This is a genomic window from Cupriavidus sp. 01L46, assembly GCF_056399905.1.
In genome coordinates, this window is sequence record NZ_JBFTSF010000037.1 from 35970 (window position 1) to 52816 (window position 16847).

Consider the following 16847-nt stretch of genomic DNA (forward strand, 5'->3'; position numbering starts at 1 on the left):
ATGGCGCCCACTAGTTGCGTTAGTGCGCGTGCTCCGCAATTGGGATGGCTGACACAAGACAGCAAACGACACATCTACTCCAGGCCGCCGGCCTTGGCAATAGCTTCCTGCCGAAGGCAGCACGGCTACTGCCTTGTAGCCATTCACCTCAATCGATGCGGATGTCGGCCCGCTGCGGAATGGCCCGCATCTGCGGCAACTCCCATTCGATCTGGGCCGACGCCGACACCGCATTGCCGTAGGCGGGCTCAAAACCGATCGCGGCCGAAGAAGGATGGATCGATTGCGATAACGTTGGCCGGATCGGACGGCCCGTGATCACGCTTGTGCAGCGGCGCGAAGGCACCCCGTTGAGGGTGCCGCCCAACACCTGCGCCAGCAGCGACAGGCCGTAGCCCTTGTGGCTGCCGCCGTCGGGGCTGCCACCCAGCGGCGTCAGGCGATGGGATTGGTGCCMAGCACCGGCTCGGCCGCGCGCGTCGGAACCAGCAGGATGCCCTGGGCCAAACTGGTCACGAGACCGATCAGCCCTTGGCGCGAGGCGATCCGCGCATAGACGCCGGCGGCGCCGAAGTGGTGGGAGCGCGATGCCGAAGGCGCACGCCTTGTCCGCCGCGAGTTGCATGGCCCGCGTCGAAGCCGCATGCCCCAGCCCGGCGCCGCCGTCGAGGAGCGCCGTGGCCGACCCCTCGCGCAGCACACGGGACGGCGCGTCCAGCTTTAGACGGCCGTTGCGCAGCATGGTCTCGTATTGCGCCAGCATCGAGACGCCGTGCGATTCCACGCCGAGCAGGTCGGTCTCGACCATGAGGGCCGCGGTGATCCGCGCAGGCTCGCCGGGCATGCCCCACGCGGTCAGGATGGTCTCCGCCTGGTAGATGGCGCCGAAGAGCCGGTCGGGAAAGTTCTGCAAAATCACTTCCCGGGCTGCTCGAACGGCGCATGGTCGAACTCGCCCTGCTGCGCCTTCTGGTTGCGGGCCTTGATATAGGCATCCGGCACGCCATACTTGCGCGCGGTCCGCAGCAGCAGGCCCGAGCGGTGCCAGTCGCGAATGGCCTGGTCGACGAACGCCTGCGTATCAGCCTCGCCGCGCCGCATCCAGACCACAGTGGGGGACGGGATCAGTTGGTCCTGCGTGGCAAGCTCGTAGTCCTTCCATTCGGCTGCACCCTGGCCGTGCAGCGTCTGGTAGAGCGCCGGCTGAATGTGCACGGAGGCAGCGCAGGAGCCGCCCTTCAGGGCCAGCAACGATTCGGGAATACCACGCAGCCCCTTGACGATGGCGCCGTAGCTTTCCTGCAGCGGCCTGGCGAAATTGCTGCCTTGCGATACGCACGCGATCTTGCCGCGCAAATCTTCCCAGCGATGGATGCCGCTCGATCTGGCCACCATGGCGGCGCCACCGATGAGGTCATAGGGCGTCGGCGCGAAAGAGAGGATCTCGCTGCGCTCCTGTGTCCACTGGATATTGGCGATCAACAGGTCCACCTTGCCGGTATTGAGAAACTGCACGCGCGTGTTGGCGGTAACGGATACGGTCTCTAGTTTCACCCCCAGGCGCCTCGCAATATCGCTCGCCAGGTCGGTCTGGTAACCGCCAACCTTGCCGCTAGCAGTGTCCATGAAGCCAAACGGCGGACTTGCGCCGTCGATGCCGACACTGATCCTGCCGCGCTGCTTGATCTTGTCGAGCGTGGCATCGGCATGGGCGGTGTCCGCCGCCAGGCAAATCAGGGCGCCGGCGGCGGCGATTCGGGGAAAAGACGGGAAGCGGAAGACGGAATTCATGCGGGCCGCACGGCGAGGCAAGTGGAAAGGGAGCGGGCATCTTGCTGGATTGCGCGCGACCACAAGAAAGGGTTTCGGATATGGATATGCGTGGTTCCAGGCGGGGCCCCGGATAGCACTCAGCTTGTCCAAGCCGCGCGCACCCGGCGTGCAGGCGAAAGCTCGGCCGCAATCACCGAAACAGACAAGCGCGGCGTGGAGTGTCAATCCGTGATGGGTCGACAGTCCATTTGCGCCAGGACATCCTCGCGCAGCCGGGCAAGGCGCGGATGTTGGCGCTGCCGCAGGCTTGCGGGGCCGCCAGGTACAGCCGGCACAGGCCCGACTCGTGGCACATCCACCTTGATGGCAGCCACGATGCGCCCCGGATCCGCATCCATCAGCAGTACCCGATCACTCAGGTAGAGCGCTTCGTCCACGTCGTGCGTCACCAGCAGCAAGGTAGTGCCATGGCGCGCCGTCAGCTGAAGTAGCAAATCCTGCAAGCGCATGCGGGTGAAAGGGTCAAGCGCGCTGAAGGGTTCGTCTAACAGCAACAAGCGGGGCTCGGTGAACAAGCCGCGCGCGATGGCCACGCGCTGCGCCATGCCGCCCGACAGCGCCTTGGGATACATGGCTGCGGCATGCGCAAGGCCGACCTCGCCCAGCAAAGCGGCAACGCGCCCGTGGCGCAGCGCCGCGGCCTTATCTAGGCCGGCGGCAAAGCCGACGTTCTCTGCCACGGTCAGCCACGGTAGCAGCCGCGGCTCCTGAAACACGAAACCGCTGCGGCCAGCGTGAGCCGCGGGCGCCTCGCCATGCACCGCCACGCGGCCGGCAAAGCCAGGCTCCAGCCCCGCCACGAGCCGCAGCAGCGTGCTCTTTCCGCATCCGCTGGGTCCCAGCACCGCCAGCACCTCACCGCACCCGACCTCGAACCGCATCGCACCTAGCACGCGCCGCTCGCCAAAGCACAGCGCATCCACGCGCACGGACACAAGCGGCCCTTCCTCCCCGACTCCGGCAACGACCGACATGTCAGCGCTCATCACAACACCGCGCTGTCGCGCCAAGCCAGGCTGCGCGCTTCCAGCCAGCGCAGCAAGCCGTCGCTGAGCTTGCCGATCACGGCCAGGATCAGGATGGCGACGATGACGATATCGGCCCGGCCGGTTTCGCGGCCGTCGCTGAGCAGATAGCCTAATCCGCGCGTGGCGGCGATCAGTTCGGCCGCCACCAGGAACATCCACGCCAGGCTCAGGCCCGTGCGCAGTCCGGTAAACAAATGCGGCAGCATAGCCGGCAGCAGGATGCGCCGCGCCATAGCCGCCCTGCCCAGTCCCGCCATGATGCCCACCTCCACCAGCTTGCGGTCCACGTTGCGGATGCCTGCCTGTGTGCCCAGATAGACGGGAAAGAAGGCGCCGATAGCGATCAGCGTGATCTTCGGTGCTTCGTCGATGCCCAGCCACAACAGCAGCAGCGGCACCCACGCCAGCGACGGTATCGCGCGCAGCGCCTGCAAGGTCGGGTCGAACAGCGCCTCCAGCAGACGGCTGAGCGCCACCAGCATGCCGGCGGCGACACCCAGGAGCGCGCCCAGCGCAAAACCCGCCAGCACCCGTGCGGCACTGATACCCACATGGGCAGGCAATGCCTGGTCGAACAACAGCTCGCGCAGCGTCAGCGCCAGCTCGGTGGGCGGCGGCAACAGGTTGGCGGCGATCCAGCCGATCCGCACCGCGCCCTGCCATAGCAACAACGCGGCCACCGGCACCAGCAGGCCCAGCCAGCGACGTCCCAGGCCGCCGCCACGCGGATTGGGTGCGGCGGTGGCTTTAGTGCTGTTGCTGTTGCCCTGGGCTGCGGGCGTGGCAGCCAGCGTTGCGCGCGTGGCCGGTGCGTTCGTCGCCATCGTCAGCGCACTACCGTGCGTGCATAGCGTGGCTCGATCAGCGCCTTCACCACCTTGCCCACATCGGTGCCGGGCTTGACCAACGACTCCTGTGTCAGGATGGGCGCGGCCGACGTCAGAGCCTGCACCAGTTGCGGCGACGGCACGGGCTGCGTGAAGTCATTGCGCAGCAACTGCACCTTGATCACCGCCAGCGGCAACTTRCTTTCCTCGGAGACGATCTTCGCGGTCTCGGCGGGATTGGCGGCGATCCATGCACGCGCCTTCTCGTAGGCGGCCAGCACGCGCTCTACCGCTCGCGGGTATTTTTCGGCGAAGGCCTCGTTGACGTTGAGCAGCCCGTAGGTGTTGTAGGCCACGTTGCGGTACAGCAGCCGCGAGCCGGACTCCAGCTCGCTGGCTGCCATCAACGGATCCAGTCCGGCCCAGGCATCCACCCTGCCCTGCTCCAGCGCGGCCCGGCCATCAGCGTGCTGCAGGCTGACGATTTCTACATCCGACTTGCGCAGGCCGGCGTCGTGCAGGCTACGTAGCAGGAACAGATAGGGATCGGTACCCTTGGTGGCCGCAACCTTCTTGCCCGTGAGGTCCGCCACCGTGCGGATCGGCGAATCCTTGGGCACCAGTAGTGCGGTCCACTCCGGCCGGCTGTACAGGTAGACGCCCTTGATCGGGTTGCCATTGGCGCGCCCCAGCACCGCGGCCAGGCCTGCGGTGGAACCGAAGTCGATACTGTTGCTGTTGAGAAATTCGAGCGCGCGGTTGCTGCCCTGGCTGAGCACCCAGCGCACGCTGACCTTGTCGGCCTTCAGCGACTCTTCCAGCCAGMCGAAGCGCTTGAGTACCAGGCTGGGCGGAGAGTAGTAAGCGTAGTCCAGGCGGATCTCGCGCGGCAGCGCATCCTTCGACTCCTGGGCGTGCGCGGCGGCTGGCAAGCCAATGCACACGGCGATGGCCAGCGCCGGCGCCATGCATGCCACGCGCACGGAGATGAGGGAACTCGAGGCAACACGGGCAAGCATGCTCAGCAGACGGGCAATGGGACGCATAGGCAGAGGTGTGATGGAGACAGCGGTTGAGGATGGCAGGCATGCCATGCCAGCGTGGTACCAGCGGCATATTCTAGGAGCGCGCGCGCGCCAGAACAAAGAAGCAATGCGCAGATGGATAGACGTCCGCTGCCCTCCCCGGCCGTGCCGGGCCGGTCTGCTATGCCGGCGCCCACCCGCGAGGACGCGAGGCAGCCCGTGTCCTGCGACGGCTGCAGCGCGTGGAAGCCGGCGTACTCGGCGGAAGAAAGCGCCGGCCCCGTGTGGCGCGAAGACACCAGCTGCAGTCCGGGGGCGGCCTCGGTGCGGCCAATCTGGCGCAGCGCGGCAAGACGCTCGGGCAGGTGATCGCGCGCGAACGCCAGCGTGACGCAATCGATGGCGGCGACGTCCACTGTGCCGTTGGCCACCGCGTCGAGCGATGCAAGATGCGAGCCGGTGCGCACCGTGCCAGAGCAGATTGCACGCCACGCAATATTGGGGCGCCGTGCACTGCCCCTCCGACAGAGCTTCGGACTCCTCGCCGAGCCAACTGGCATCAGTTGTGCCGCTAGGCATTCGCTCGATAGCGTACTTCTGTGGCGAGCACAAACACAGAACCGAGTAAGCATCTACGCAAAAATTCGTGGGAAGGTACCGGGGCACCGTGCTGCAATACGCGAATGGTCTACTTAGCGCATCCAGCCTCCAGGCCGGGCAGCCACGCTGCTCCATCGCCCTCCGCAGTCATGCACACCGGCGCACAGGCCCGCACGGGAACCCTGCAGCCATTGCTAAACATCCACGGCCTCAACGTGCACTTTCCCGGCCATCATGTGCTGCAAGACCTGAACCTGCAGGTCGCTGCAGGAGAGATGCTGGCGCTAGTCGGCGAATCCGGCTGCGGAAAATCGACGACGGCCTTGGCGCTGATGCGCCTGCTTCCTGCGCATGCGCGGCTGTCCGGCACAGTCAGCTTCGATGGACTGGACCTGCTTGCGCTGCGCGAGGCGGAGATGAGCGCCACGCGGGGACGCGCTGTGTCGATGATCTTCCAGGAGCCGATGACTTCGCTGAACCCGGTGCTAAGCATCGGCCAGCAGGTCGCCGAGGCCTTGACGCTACACGAGCCGCTGTCGCGCCGCGCAGCACGGGCGCAGGCCATCGAACTTCTAAACCTGGTCCAACTGCCCGACCCCGCGCGCCGCTTCGATGCGTATCCACACCAGTTCTCCGGCGGGCAGCGCCAGCGCGTGATGATTGCCATGGCGGTGGCCTGCAAACCGCGCCTGCTGATCGCGGACGAGCCCACCACCGCGCTGGACGTGACCATCCAGGCGCAGATCCTCGAGTTGATCGATAGTCTGCGCCATGAACTCGGCATGGCCGTGCTGCTAATCACACACGACCTGGGCGTAGTGGCCCAGTATGCAGACCGCGTTGCGGTGATGTACGGCGGGCGCAAGCTAGAAGAAGGCGTCACGCAGAGCGTATTCGCCACGCCCCGACACGCATACACGCGTGGCCTGCTTAGCGCATCGCTCTACGTCGCGCAGGGCCTGCACTACACCACCGACCGGCTGGCCGAGCTCCGCGCTGATGGTCAAAATGGTTTCCAGCTTGTCAAGCCGACGGTAGCGCCTTCCGCAGCCGCGCTGCGCACGCCGGCCGCCAATGCTGCTCCGCTGCTCTCTGTTCAAGGCCTGCGCGTCTCATACACCAGCGGCGAGCATCGGGTGAGCGCGGTCGACGACGTCTCGCTCGACATTGCCGCCGGCGAAACACTCGGACTGGTGGGGGAATCTGGCTGCGGCAAGTCCAGCCTGTCGCGCGCCATCCTGCGGCTGGCACCTGCCGACGCTGGCCGCGTCTCGTTTGCCGGACAGGACTTGCTAGCACTGGCGCCCGCCGCGCTGCTGCCCTGGCGCCGCCGCGTGCAGCTGATCTTCCAGGACCCCTACGGTTCACTCAACCCGCGCCACCGCGTGGAAGACATCCTTGGCCATGCCCTGGCCATCCATGGCGTGCGCGAGCGTGCCGAACGCACGCACCGCATCGACGCCATCCTCGACGACGTCGGGCTGGGCACGCGCGCGCGCAGCCGCTACCCGCACGAGTTCTCGGGCGGGCAGCGCCAGCGCATCGCAATTGCACGCGCGCTAGTGCTGCGCCCTGAGCTGGTGATCTGCGACGAGCCCGTATCCGCACTGGACGTTTCCATCCAGGCGCAGATCCTGAACCTGCTGGTCGACCTGAAAGCAGAGCACGGCCTGACCTACCTGTTCATCTCKCACGACCTGTCGGTCGTGCGCTATATCGCCGACCGTGTGTGCGTGATGCAGGCGGGCCGGATCGTCGAATCAGGTGATTCCGAGACCATCTGGACGCGCCCGCAACATCCCTACACCCGCGCCCTGCTGGCGGCCGTGCCCGGCCATGCCCGGCCGAGCTGTCCTCCGGACGCTGCCGCTCAAGCGCCACTGCCTGCCCCCGCGCACAGCTGAACTCTCGCAGTCTCTCTCCGCAGTTACCGCATCACCGAAACCTCAACGCCCCATGAACGAACACGATTTTCCCTTTGCCAAGCCGGACCCCCTTGCCCTGGACAAAGCTGCCCCGCATAGCGCGCAACGCCGTCAACTACTTGGCGCCACCGGCGCCCTGCTTGCCGGCGGTCTGTTTGGCGGCCTGCTGCCCGAGGCCAGCGCACTGACCAAGCCGCTGCCGAATACCGAAGACGGCGCTCAGCGCGGCGGCTCTCTCGATGCCGTGGTCCACCCCGAGCCACCCACGCTGGCATTTTTCATCAACACCTCCACACCGGGCCGCACCGTAGTCAGCAAGATCTTCGACGGCCTCCTGGACTACGGCCCCGACCTCAAGCCGCGCCCGCAACTCGCGGAGAGCGTCGACGTCTCATCCGATGGCCTCACCGTGCGGCTCAAGCTGCGCAAGAACGTGCTGTGGCACGACGGCAAGCCCTTCACCGCCGCCGACGTGAAATTCTCCGCCGAGGAAATCTGGCGCAAGCACGCGCCTACCGCGCGCCGCGTATTCCAGCACCTGCGCAAGGTCGATACGCCGGACAGCCATACCGTGGTGCTTACGCTCGGCAAGCCGACCCCGGTGATCCTGAACGCGCTCGACGTGGTGGCCGCGCCGATCCTGCCCAAGCACCTGTACGAAGGCACGGATATCCCGAACAATCCGTACAACAACAAGCCGGTCGGCACCGGCCCGTTTGTCTTCAAGGAGTGGGTGCGCGGCCAGCACATCGCGCTGGAGCGCTTCGACAAATACTGGGCGCCGGGGTTGCCCTACCTCGACAAGCTCACCTTCAAGATCATCCCGGATGTGGCCGGCCGCGCCACCGCGCTGGAAACCGGCGCGGTGCAATACGGCGAGCGCAACCCGGTGACCTTTGCCGACGCCGACCGCCTGGCCAAGTCGCCTAACCTGGTGGTCAGCACCGAGGGCTACAACGGCTTTGCCGGTTGGCTCTGGCTGATTCCCAACCTGCGCGACCCGATCATCGGCAACCTCAAGGTGCGCGAGGCCATCCTGTACGCAATCAACCGCGATGCGCTGGCCAAGACGGTGTGGGGCGGCTACGCGGTGCCTGCCACTGGGCCGGTGTCCTCGCTGCTCAAGACCTTCTATACCAAGGACACTGAGCAATACCCGTTCGACCGCAAGAAGGCCGAGGCCCTGCTCGACCAGGCCGGCTTCCCGCGCAAGGCGGATGGGTTCCGCTTCAAGCTCAACCATGACTTCATCCCCTTTGGTGACGATTACCGCCGCACCGGCGAGTTCGTGCGCCAGTCTCTGCGCGCCGTCGGCATCGATGTGAACCTGCGCGGCCAGGACCTGCCTACCTGGACCAAGAACGTGTTCACCGACTACAACTACCAGCTGGTCAGTTCCTGGGGCATCAACTGGCAGGACCCGCAGATCGGCGTGGAGCAGCATTACTGGTCCAAGGCGGAATCCAAGGGCACGCCTTGGCAGAACGCCTCCGGCTATGCCAGCCCCGAGGCCGACAAGCTGATCGAAGCAGCACAGGTCGAGCGTGACCCGGCCAAGCGCGTGCAGCTCTACCAGGATTTCCAGAAGCTGGCGCAGAAGGACCTGGCGCTGCTGAACCTGTTCGAGTTCCGCTGGTTCGGCGTCTGGGACAAGCGCCTGCGCAACGTCACGGATACTTTCGACCACAGCCAGAACAATTTCGCCCGCGTCTGGCTCAGCGCCAAGTGAGGAGGCCGTGCGCATGATCCGACGCCTGCTTCGCCGCCTGCTGCAACTCGTTGGCGTAATCGTCGCTACCGCCGTGCTCAACTTCGCGCTGCTCAAGGCGCTGCCCGGCGACCTGGTGGATGTGATCGCCAGCGAAAGCGGCAGCGTGCCGCCGGAGTACGTGACGCAGTTGCGCCAGCTCTATGGGCTGGACCGCAGCCTGCCGGAGCAGTTGGTAAGCTATCTTGGCCGCATCGCGCATGGCGACCTGGGCTACTCGTTCCGCTTCGGCGAGCCGGTGCTCGATCTCGTGCTCAGCCGGCTGGGGCCCACGCTAGCGCTCGTCGGCGCCGCGCTACTGCTGTCCACGGTCGTCGGCGTGCTGCTGGGCGTGGCGGCGGCAAGGCGCCCGCATGGCCTGACCGACACGGTGCTGTCCGCGCTGGCCACGGTGGGCTACTCAGCGCCGATGTTCTGGACCTCGCTGATGCTGATCGTGCTGTTTGGCGTGCAGCTGGAATGGCTGCCGATCGGCGGGCTGCGCGAAGTCAATGCGGGCTACCACKGCCCGCGGCTGTTGCTCGACTACGCCCATCACCTGGTGCTGCCGGTGCTGACGCTGGCGATCTACTACGTGGCGGTGTACGCGAGGCTGGCGCGTGCGTCGATGATCGAGACGCTGGCCGAGGACTTTATCCGCACCGCCCGTGCCAAGGGTGCGCGCGAGGCGCGGGTGATCTTCGGCCACRCCTTGCGCAACGCCTTGCTGCCGGTGATCACCATGCTGGGCGTGCAAAGCAGCGCCCTGCTGGGCGGGTCGATCGTGGTGGAAACGGTGTTCGCCTGGCCCGGGCTGGGCCAGCTCTCCTTCGAGGCAATCAGGAGCCRCGATATCCCGGTGCTGCTGGCCGTGCTGATTTTCAGCGGCGTGCTGGTGGTACTGGCCAACCTGCTGGTGGACATGGCGCAGGCCGTGCTTGACCCGCGCGTGCGGGCCGGCAAGGCACCCGTGTCTTCAGCGCCACAAGGAGGCGCCGCATGAAGCGCTGGTACCTGCAACCTTCCATCTGGCTCGGCGGTGCCATCCTGCTGGTGGTCTTCRCCGCGGCGGCGCTGGCTGGCGTGGTGTTCCCGGCGGATCCGCTCGATATGGTGGGCGCGCCCTTCGTCTGGCCCGGCGCGGATCCGGCCATGCCGCTCGGCACCGACCTGATGGGCCGCGACCTGCTGGCCGGGCTAGCTCACGGCGCGCGGGTGTCACTGCTGGTTGGCGTGTCGTCGGCCGCGGTAGCGCTGGCGATCGGCGTCACGATCGGCGCGGCGGCGGGCTTCTACCGCGGCGCCGTGGATGCGGTACTCAGCCGCATCACCGAGTTCTTCCAGACCATCCCCGCCTTCCTGCTGGCGATTATCCTGGTTGCGGTGCTCAAGCCCAGCCTCGGCACCATCGTGTTCGCGCTCGGCGTGACCTCATGGACCAGCGTCGCCCGGCTGGTCCGCGCGGAGTTCCTGACCCTGCGCGAACGCGAATACGTGCGCGCCGCCGTGGCGGTGGGCGCCAGCAACGCCCACCTGATCTTTCGCGAGATCCTGCCCAATGCCTGGACCCCGATCATCGTCTCCACCGGCCTGCTGGTGGCCAACTCGATCCTTTCCGAAGCGGGCTTGGCCTTTCTCGGACTGGGCGATCCCAACGTGGTGAGCTGGGGTTCGATGATCGGCCTGGGCCGCGATGCGTTGCGCACCGGCTGGTACATGACCGCCATCCCCGGCCTCGCCGTGGTGCTCACCGTCCTCTCGCTCAACCTGCTCAGCGACGGCCTGCAGGCCGCGCTCAACCCGCGGCTGCGCCGCGTGCGCCGGGCTGCTCCACCGGCCTGAACCGCAGACTCGAACCGCCGGCCTGAACCGCGCGAACCCTACACACGACAGCCATGACCAAACTGAACGATCTCCCCGCCACACCGATTCCCGCGCCACCGGCACGATTGCCGGACCCAGCACGCGTGCGCCGCATCGCCAGCGATGCCGAGGCACTGCAGGCCGCCCACGATCTCGCCGCGGTGTTCGCCGACGGCGCCTCCGAACGGGATCGCGAACGCCGCCTGCCCTGGGACGAGCTGGACCGCTGGTCCGAGAGCGGCCTGGGTGGCATCACCGTGCCGCGCGAGTACGGTGGCGCCGATGTGTCCTACACGACGCTGGCCGAGGTCTTCGTCATCCTTTGCGCCGCCGACCCGGCGCTCGGCCAGATCCCGCAAAACCATTTCGGATTGCTGGGCGTACTGCGCGAAATCGGCAGCGAACCGCAGAAGCGCCGCTTCTACGGCGAGGTACTGACCGGCGCGCGCCTGGGCAACGCCGGCCCGGAGCGCCGCTCCGAGAGCAGCCAGACCATCCTGCAAGGCACCACGCGCCTCACCGGAACCGCCCAAGGCCTCCGGCTGAACGGGCACCGCTTCTATTCCACCGGGGCGCTGTTCGCGCATCGCGTTCCCGCACGAGCGCTCGACGACCAGGGCCGCAGCGTGCAGGTGTGGACGCCGCGCGAGGTACGTGGCCTGAGTATCGTCGACGACTGGTCCTCCTTCGGCCAGCGCACCACGGCCAGCGGCAGCGTGGTCTTCGACAACGTCCCGGTGGCGCCCGAGGACACGCAAGACCCCTACATCATCCAGGACGTGGGCCGCCTGCAGATCGACGTGCACGCCGCGCGCGAAGTGCTGCTCGAAGCCGGGCGCACGCTTGACACCATCGCCGCTGGGCCGCTGGATGCTGAGGCCAGCGCGCGTGCCTCCGTCGCGGTGGCCGAGGCCAAGGTGCTGACCACCGAGATCGCGCTGGAAGCCAGCCAGAAGCTGTTTGAACTCGCCGGCTCGTCCGCCACGCGCGCCAAGCACAACCTGGACCGCCACTGGCGCAACGCGCGCACCCACACGCTGCACGACCCGGTGCGCTGGAAGACCCACCTGATCGGCAACTACCACCTTAACCACGTGCTGCCCGCGCGCCACTCCTGGAACTGATATGTCCGTGCTCCTCTCCCCGGTTCCCACCGATAGCCGGCCCGCGCCTGCCGCACCGCCCGCCCAGCCACCCGAACTGATCCGCGACGATGCGCACGCCATCCTGACGGCTCGCCAGCTCACAGTCCGCTTTGCCCCCGAGGCTGCATTGCGCGACCGCGAGCGACGCCTGCCCTGGGCCGAGCTGGACGCCTTCAGCGCCAGCGGACTGTGGGGCATCACGGTGCCGCGCGAGTACGGCGGCCCCGGCGTGTCCAACGTCACGCTGGCCGAGGTCATTGCCACCATCGCCGCCGCCGACGGCTCGCTCGGGCAGATCCCGCAGAACCATTTTTACGCGCTGGAGGTGCTTCGCGTGGGTGGCAGCGAGGCGCAAAAGCGCTTCTTCTACGAGCGCGCACTCGCCGGCGAGCGCTTTGGCAATGCCCTTGCCGAGATCGGCCACAAGGATTTCAAGCGCCGCACCCGGCTTACGCCGGACGGCGACGGCTGGCGCGTGGACGGCAAGAAGTTCTACTGCACCGGCGCGCTGTACGCCCACTGGATCCCGACGCTGGTGGTGGCCGAGGAGCAAGGCCGCGAGGTCACCTACTTGGCCTTTGTGCCACGCCGCGCCGAAGGCGTGTCCGTCGTCGACGACTGGGACGGCTTCGGCCAGCGCGTCACCGGCAGCGGCTCGGTGTCCTTCGACAATGTCCGGGTCGAGGCGGAGTGGGTGGTGCCCTTCCTGGCCTCCTTCGAGCAACCGACCACGATCGGCCCGGTGGCGCAGATCCTGCACGCGGCGATCGACCTGGGCATCGGCCGCGGCGCCTTCGAATCCACCCTGCCCTTCGTGCGCGAACGCGCCCGCCCCTGGGTGGACGCGGGCGTGGAACGCGCCAGCGACGACCCCCTCACCATCCACCAGGTGGGCGAGGTCTCGGTAAGGCTGCGCGCCGCCGAAGCGCTGGTGCGCCGCGCCGGGCGCATCGTCGATGCCGCCCAGGCGGCCCCCACCGAGCGCAGCGTGGCCGAGGCCTCAATCGCCGTGGCCGAGGCACGCGCGCTGACCACTACGGCATCGCTGCTGGCGGGCAGCAAGCTGTTCGAGCTAGGCGGCACCGCGGCCACGCTCGACCACCTCGGCCTGGATCGCTTCTGGCGCAACGCTCGCACCCACACCCTGCACGACCCGGTGCGCTGGAAGTATCACGCCGTCGGCAACTTCTACCTTAACGACCGGCTCCCCACCCGGCATGGAGCGCTGTAAATGGCACGCAAGGAAATCCTGCTGAACGCCTTCAACATGAACTGCGTCGGGCATATCAACCACGGCCTGTGGACGCACCCGCGCGACCGCGCGACCGACTACAACACGCTGGAGTACTGGACTAGCCAGGCGCGCACGCTGGAGCGCGGCTTGTTTGACGGGCTCTTCATCGCCGATATCGTCGGCGTCTACGATGTCTACCAGGGCAATGTGGACGTGACGCTGCGCGAGTCGATCCAGCTGCCGGTCAACGATCCGTTGTTGCTGGTGCCTGCGATGGCCGCCGTCACGCAGCACCTCGGCTTCGGCGTCACCGTGAACCTGACCTACGAGCAGCCCTACCTGCTGGCACGCCGCTTCTCCACGCTGGATCACCTGACGCGCGGACGCGTCGGCTGGAACATCGTCACCGGCTACCTGGACAGCGCCGCGCGCGCCATGGGCCTCGCCGGCCAGATCGCGCACGACGAACGCTACGACCGCGCGGACGAATACCTGGACGTGCTCTACARGCTCTGGGAAGGCAGCTGGGAAGACGATGCGGTGCAGCGCGACAAGGCCACCCGCGTGTTCACCGATCCGCGCAAGGTGCATAAAATCAGGCACGAGGGCAAGTACTACAAGGTCGATGGCTATCACCTGGCCGAGCCCTCGCCACAGCGCACGCCGGTGCTGTTCCAGGCCGGCAGCTCCGGGCGCGGCCAGCAGTTCGCCGCGCGCCATGCCGAGTGCGTGTTTATCTCGCCGCCCAGCAAGGATGCCGCCCGCAATACCGTGAGGGCGCTGCGCGAGCAACTGGTGGCCGCCGGCCGCAGGCCGGATGACATCAAGATCTTCGCCGGCACCGCCGTCGTACCAGGCAAGACCGCCGCCGAAGCCCGCCAAAAGTACGCCGAGTACAAGGACTACGCCAGCCGCGAAGCCGGGCTGGCGCACTTCGCCGCGAGCACTGGCGTGGACTTCGGCCGCTATGACCTCGACGCGCCGGTTGACTACGGTGGCGGCAACGCCATCGAGTCGGCCACGCGCACCGCGCAGCAGCATGGGTGGACCCGGCGCAAGCTGCTGGAGCTGTTCGAGCTCGGTGGCCGCTATCCCGCCATCGTGGGCGACGCGCAGCAGATTGCGGATGAACTGCAATCCTGGGTGGGGGAAACCGGCATCGACGGCTTCAACCTCAGCCGCACCGTGGTGCCGGAGAGCTACGAGGACTTCGTGGACCTGGTGGTGCCCGAGTTACAGAACCGCGGCATCTACAAGACAGCCTATGCCCAAGGCAGCCTGCGCAAGAAGCTGTTCGCCGAAGACGACCGGCTGCCGGCGCGGCACGCGGCGGCGCGATTTCGCAGTAGCCAGGGCTGAGCCCCGTAGACATCAACCACTCTGAAGGCATCGAAGATCATGAAACTGAAACGACTATTGTTGGCCGGCATCTCCACCTTCGCCCTGGCCGCAGCGGCGCATGCCGCGCCACTCAAGATCGGTGTCACGCCCGGCTCCCTGGCGGACTCTGTCGAAGTAGCCGCAGCCGAAGCGCGCAAGCAAGGACTCGACGTCAAGGTGGTGGAACTGACCGACTGGACCACGCCGAACGTCGCCCTGGCAGCCGGCGACCTCGACCTGAACTACTTCCAGCACCAGGCTTTCCTCGACAACGCCGTCAAGGAGCGCGGTTATGCGTTCAAAAGCGTGGCGGTCGGCGTGCTGCCCAACATCGGCCTGTACTCGAACCACGTCAAGCGCTTTGAGGACATCAAGGAAGGCGCCCGCATCGGCGTGGCCAATGACCCGGTCAACCAGGGCCGCGGCCTGCTGTTGCTGCAAAAGGCGGGGCTGATCAAGCTGCGCGACGGCGTAGGCGCGCGCGGCGGGGTGGACGACGTCGTGGGCAACCCGAAGAAACTCAAGTTCGTCGAGATCGAAGGCCCGCAGCTGGTGCGCGCGCTGGATGACGTGGACCTGGCACAAGGCTATCCGGCGCACTTCGTCAACGCGGGCAAGCCGCAGATCGCCGGCGCCGGGCTGCTCTACTCCGGCGTGGACGACCTCTACTTCGCGATCCGCTTCGTCAGCCGACAGGACAACGCCAGCGACCCGCGTGTCGCCCGCTTCGTCAAGATCTACCAGGAATCGCCGGCGGTGCGGCAGCAACTGAAGAGATCCTTCGCCAATAACGACAAGCTTTATAGCCTGCCGTGGCTGAAGCAGTGACGCCATGGACTCCCTAAGCTCCCTAGGCTCTCCAAGCGCCCTCCATCGGCATGAGCACATCGCGCCGGCACCCTCGCCCGGCGAGCACGCCGCGGTGGGCGGGCGCGCCCCATCAAGGCCTGGGCCGTCCGGCGTGGGCTCGGTTGCATTCGCGCATCTGGGCAAAGTGTACCGCTCGCCGGCTGGCGATGTCCACGCGCTGCATGACATCGACGTGGAGATTCCCGCTGGCGGGATCTTCGGCATCATCGGCCGCAGCGGCGCCGGCAAGTCCAGCCTGCTGCGCACCATCAACCGGCTGGAGCGGCCCACCACCGGCCGCGTGCTGGTGGATGGCCACGACATCAGCGCGCTCGACGAGCGCGGCCTCGTCAGCCTGCGCCGGCGGATCGGCATGATCTTCCAGCATTTCAACCTGCTGTCCGCCAAGACCGTCTGGGACAACGTGGCCCTGCCGCTGAAGGTGGCCGGTGTGCCCCGCGCGGAAATCGCGCAACGGGTGGAAGAACTGCTGGCGCTGGTCGGGCTGGAAGACAAGCATCGCGCGTATCCCGGGCGGCTTTCGGGCGGCCAGAAGCAGCGCGTGGGTATCGCCCGCGCGCTGGTGCACCGGCCAGAGATCCTGCTGTGCGACGAAGCCACCTCCGCGCWGGACCCGGAAACCACGCACGCCATTCTGGCGCTGCTGCGCGATATCCATCGTCGCTTCGGGCTGACCGTCGTGCTGATCACGCACGAGATGCGGGTGATCCGCGAGATTTGCGACAACGTGCTGGTGCTCGAACGTGGCCGGATGGCCGAGCAAGGTCCTGTGTGGCAAGTGTTCGGCAACCCCGGCCACGACGCTACCCGTGCCCTGCTGCGGCCGCTGCAGACGGGCTTGCCGGATGACCTGGCGCGGCTGCTGCAACCCAAGCCCCCCGCGCACGGCGCGTTCGAGCAACTGATCGAACTGCATTTCACGGGCATCGGCGATACGGCGCCCGAGCTGGCCCGCATCGCCACGGCGCTGGGGGGCCGTGCCCGGCTGCTGCACGCCGGCGTGGACCGCATCCAGGGCCATACCCAGGGCCGCCTGCTGCTGGCCGCCGCGGGTGCCGGCCTGTCGCCCGAGATGCTGGCCTCCCAACAACTGTCCCAATACACCAAGGTCCTCGGCTATGTCCCCGCTAACCATTGAACGCATCTGGCTAGGCCTGTTCGACACCCTCACCATGGTGGGCGCGTCCGCATTGATCGCGGTGTTAGCCGGCATCCCGCTCGCCCTGGTGCTGGTATTGACGTCGCCCGGTGGCGTGCTCGAATCTCCGCGGCTGCATCGCGCGCTGGGCAGCGTCATCAACGGATTCCGCGCCACGCCTTTTATCGTGCTGCTGGTGGCGCTGCTGCCGTTCACGCGGCTGGTGGTGGGC

15 protein-coding genes and 1 pseudogene are annotated in these 16847 nt (G+C 67.1%); 10 read left to right on the forward strand and 6 right to left on the reverse strand.

The annotated features are described in order from the left end of the window. Positions 1-148 precede the first annotated feature (148 nt). From AC1DS3_RS09345 to AC1DS3_RS09370, 6 genes are all read right to left on the reverse strand, one after another. Positions 149-919, reverse strand: a complete 771-nt coding sequence (locus AC1DS3_RS09345) for an Ldh family oxidoreductase (protein ID WP_477127064.1) — start codon at positions 917-919, stop codon at positions 149-151. After that, the gene (locus AC1DS3_RS09350; RefSeq protein ID WP_441637275.1) at positions 916-1791 is read right to left on the reverse strand and encodes a transporter substrate-binding domain-containing protein; all 876 of its coding nucleotides are present in this window, start codon (positions 1789-1791) and stop codon (positions 916-918) included. The genes AC1DS3_RS09345 and AC1DS3_RS09350 overlap by 4 nt, the downstream gene beginning before the upstream one ends. Positions 1792-1994: 203 nt before the next feature. Beyond that, the gene (locus AC1DS3_RS09355; protein WP_441637277.1) at positions 1995-2807 is read right to left on the reverse strand and encodes an ABC transporter ATP-binding protein; all 813 of its coding nucleotides are present in this window, start codon (positions 2805-2807) and stop codon (positions 1995-1997) included. 11 nt (positions 2808-2818) lie between these two features. Then, on the reverse strand, positions 2819-3685 hold the full coding sequence (locus AC1DS3_RS09360) for an ABC transporter permease (RefSeq protein ID WP_441637279.1): 867 nt from the start codon (positions 3683-3685) through the stop codon (positions 2819-2821). A 2-nt stretch (positions 3686-3687) separates the two neighbouring features. Next, a complete protein-coding gene (locus tag AC1DS3_RS09365) occupies positions 3688-4707 on the reverse strand; it encodes an aliphatic sulfonate ABC transporter substrate-binding protein (protein WP_477127065.1) in 1020 nt (339 codons plus the stop codon). A gap of 2 nt (positions 4708-4709) precedes the next feature. Beyond that, positions 4710-5180 (reverse strand): PhnD/SsuA/transferrin family substrate-binding protein, encoded by a 471-nt coding sequence (locus tag AC1DS3_RS09370; protein WP_441637283.1) that lies wholly within the window; start codon positions 5178-5180, stop codon positions 4710-4712. 282 nt (positions 5181-5462) lie between these two features. On the opposite strand from AC1DS3_RS09370, the gene AC1DS3_RS09375 reads away from it, so the two are divergent. The 10 genes and pseudogenes from AC1DS3_RS09375 to AC1DS3_RS09420 form a co-directional block, all read left to right on the forward strand. Further along, positions 5463-7217 carry an ABC transporter ATP-binding protein gene (locus tag AC1DS3_RS09375; RefSeq protein WP_477127066.1) on the forward strand — a complete coding sequence of 585 codons (1755 nt, stop codon included), beginning with the start codon at positions 5463-5465 and terminating at the stop codon, positions 7215-7217. Between the two features lie 52 nt (positions 7218-7269). After that, a complete protein-coding gene (locus AC1DS3_RS09380) occupies positions 7270-8967 on the forward strand; it encodes an ABC transporter substrate-binding protein (protein WP_441637287.1) in 1698 nt (565 codons plus the stop codon). Between the two features lie 13 nt (positions 8968-8980). Then, on the forward strand, positions 8981-9988 hold the full coding sequence (locus AC1DS3_RS09385; RefSeq protein ID WP_477127067.1) for an ABC transporter permease: 1008 nt from the start codon (positions 8981-8983) through the stop codon (positions 9986-9988). Continuing rightward, positions 9985-10827: an ABC transporter permease gene (locus tag AC1DS3_RS09390; RefSeq protein WP_477127068.1), complete on the forward strand. Its 843-nt coding sequence runs from the start codon at positions 9985-9987 to the stop codon at positions 10825-10827. The genes AC1DS3_RS09385 and AC1DS3_RS09390 overlap by 4 nt, the downstream gene beginning before the upstream one ends. 53 nt (positions 10828-10880) lie before the next feature. Further along, positions 10881-11972, forward strand: a complete 1092-nt coding sequence (locus AC1DS3_RS09395) for an acyl-CoA dehydrogenase family protein (RefSeq protein WP_477127069.1) — start codon at positions 10881-10883, stop codon at positions 11970-11972. Position 11973: 1 nt separating this feature from the next. Further along, the gene (locus AC1DS3_RS09400) at positions 11974-13224 is read left to right on the forward strand and encodes an SfnB family sulfur acquisition oxidoreductase (protein WP_441637295.1); all 1251 of its coding nucleotides are present in this window, start codon (positions 11974-11976) and stop codon (positions 13222-13224) included. Next, on the forward strand, positions 13225-14586 hold the full coding sequence (locus AC1DS3_RS09405) for an LLM class flavin-dependent oxidoreductase (protein ID WP_477127070.1): 1362 nt from the start codon (positions 13225-13227) through the stop codon (positions 14584-14586). 39 nt (positions 14587-14625) lie between these two features. Further along, on the forward strand, positions 14626-15435 hold the full coding sequence (locus AC1DS3_RS09410; protein WP_441637299.1) for a MetQ/NlpA family ABC transporter substrate-binding protein: 810 nt from the start codon (positions 14626-14628) through the stop codon (positions 15433-15435). Positions 15436-15439: 4 nt separating this feature from the next. Then, on the forward strand, positions 15440-16615 hold the full coding sequence (locus AC1DS3_RS09415) for a methionine ABC transporter ATP-binding protein (RefSeq protein WP_477127071.1): 1176 nt from the start codon (positions 15440-15442) through the stop codon (positions 16613-16615). Further along, a pseudogene (locus AC1DS3_RS09420) lies at positions 16596-16847 on the forward strand (ABC transporter permease); the annotation flags it as partial. The gene AC1DS3_RS09415 and the pseudogene AC1DS3_RS09420, both read left to right, overlap by 20 nt.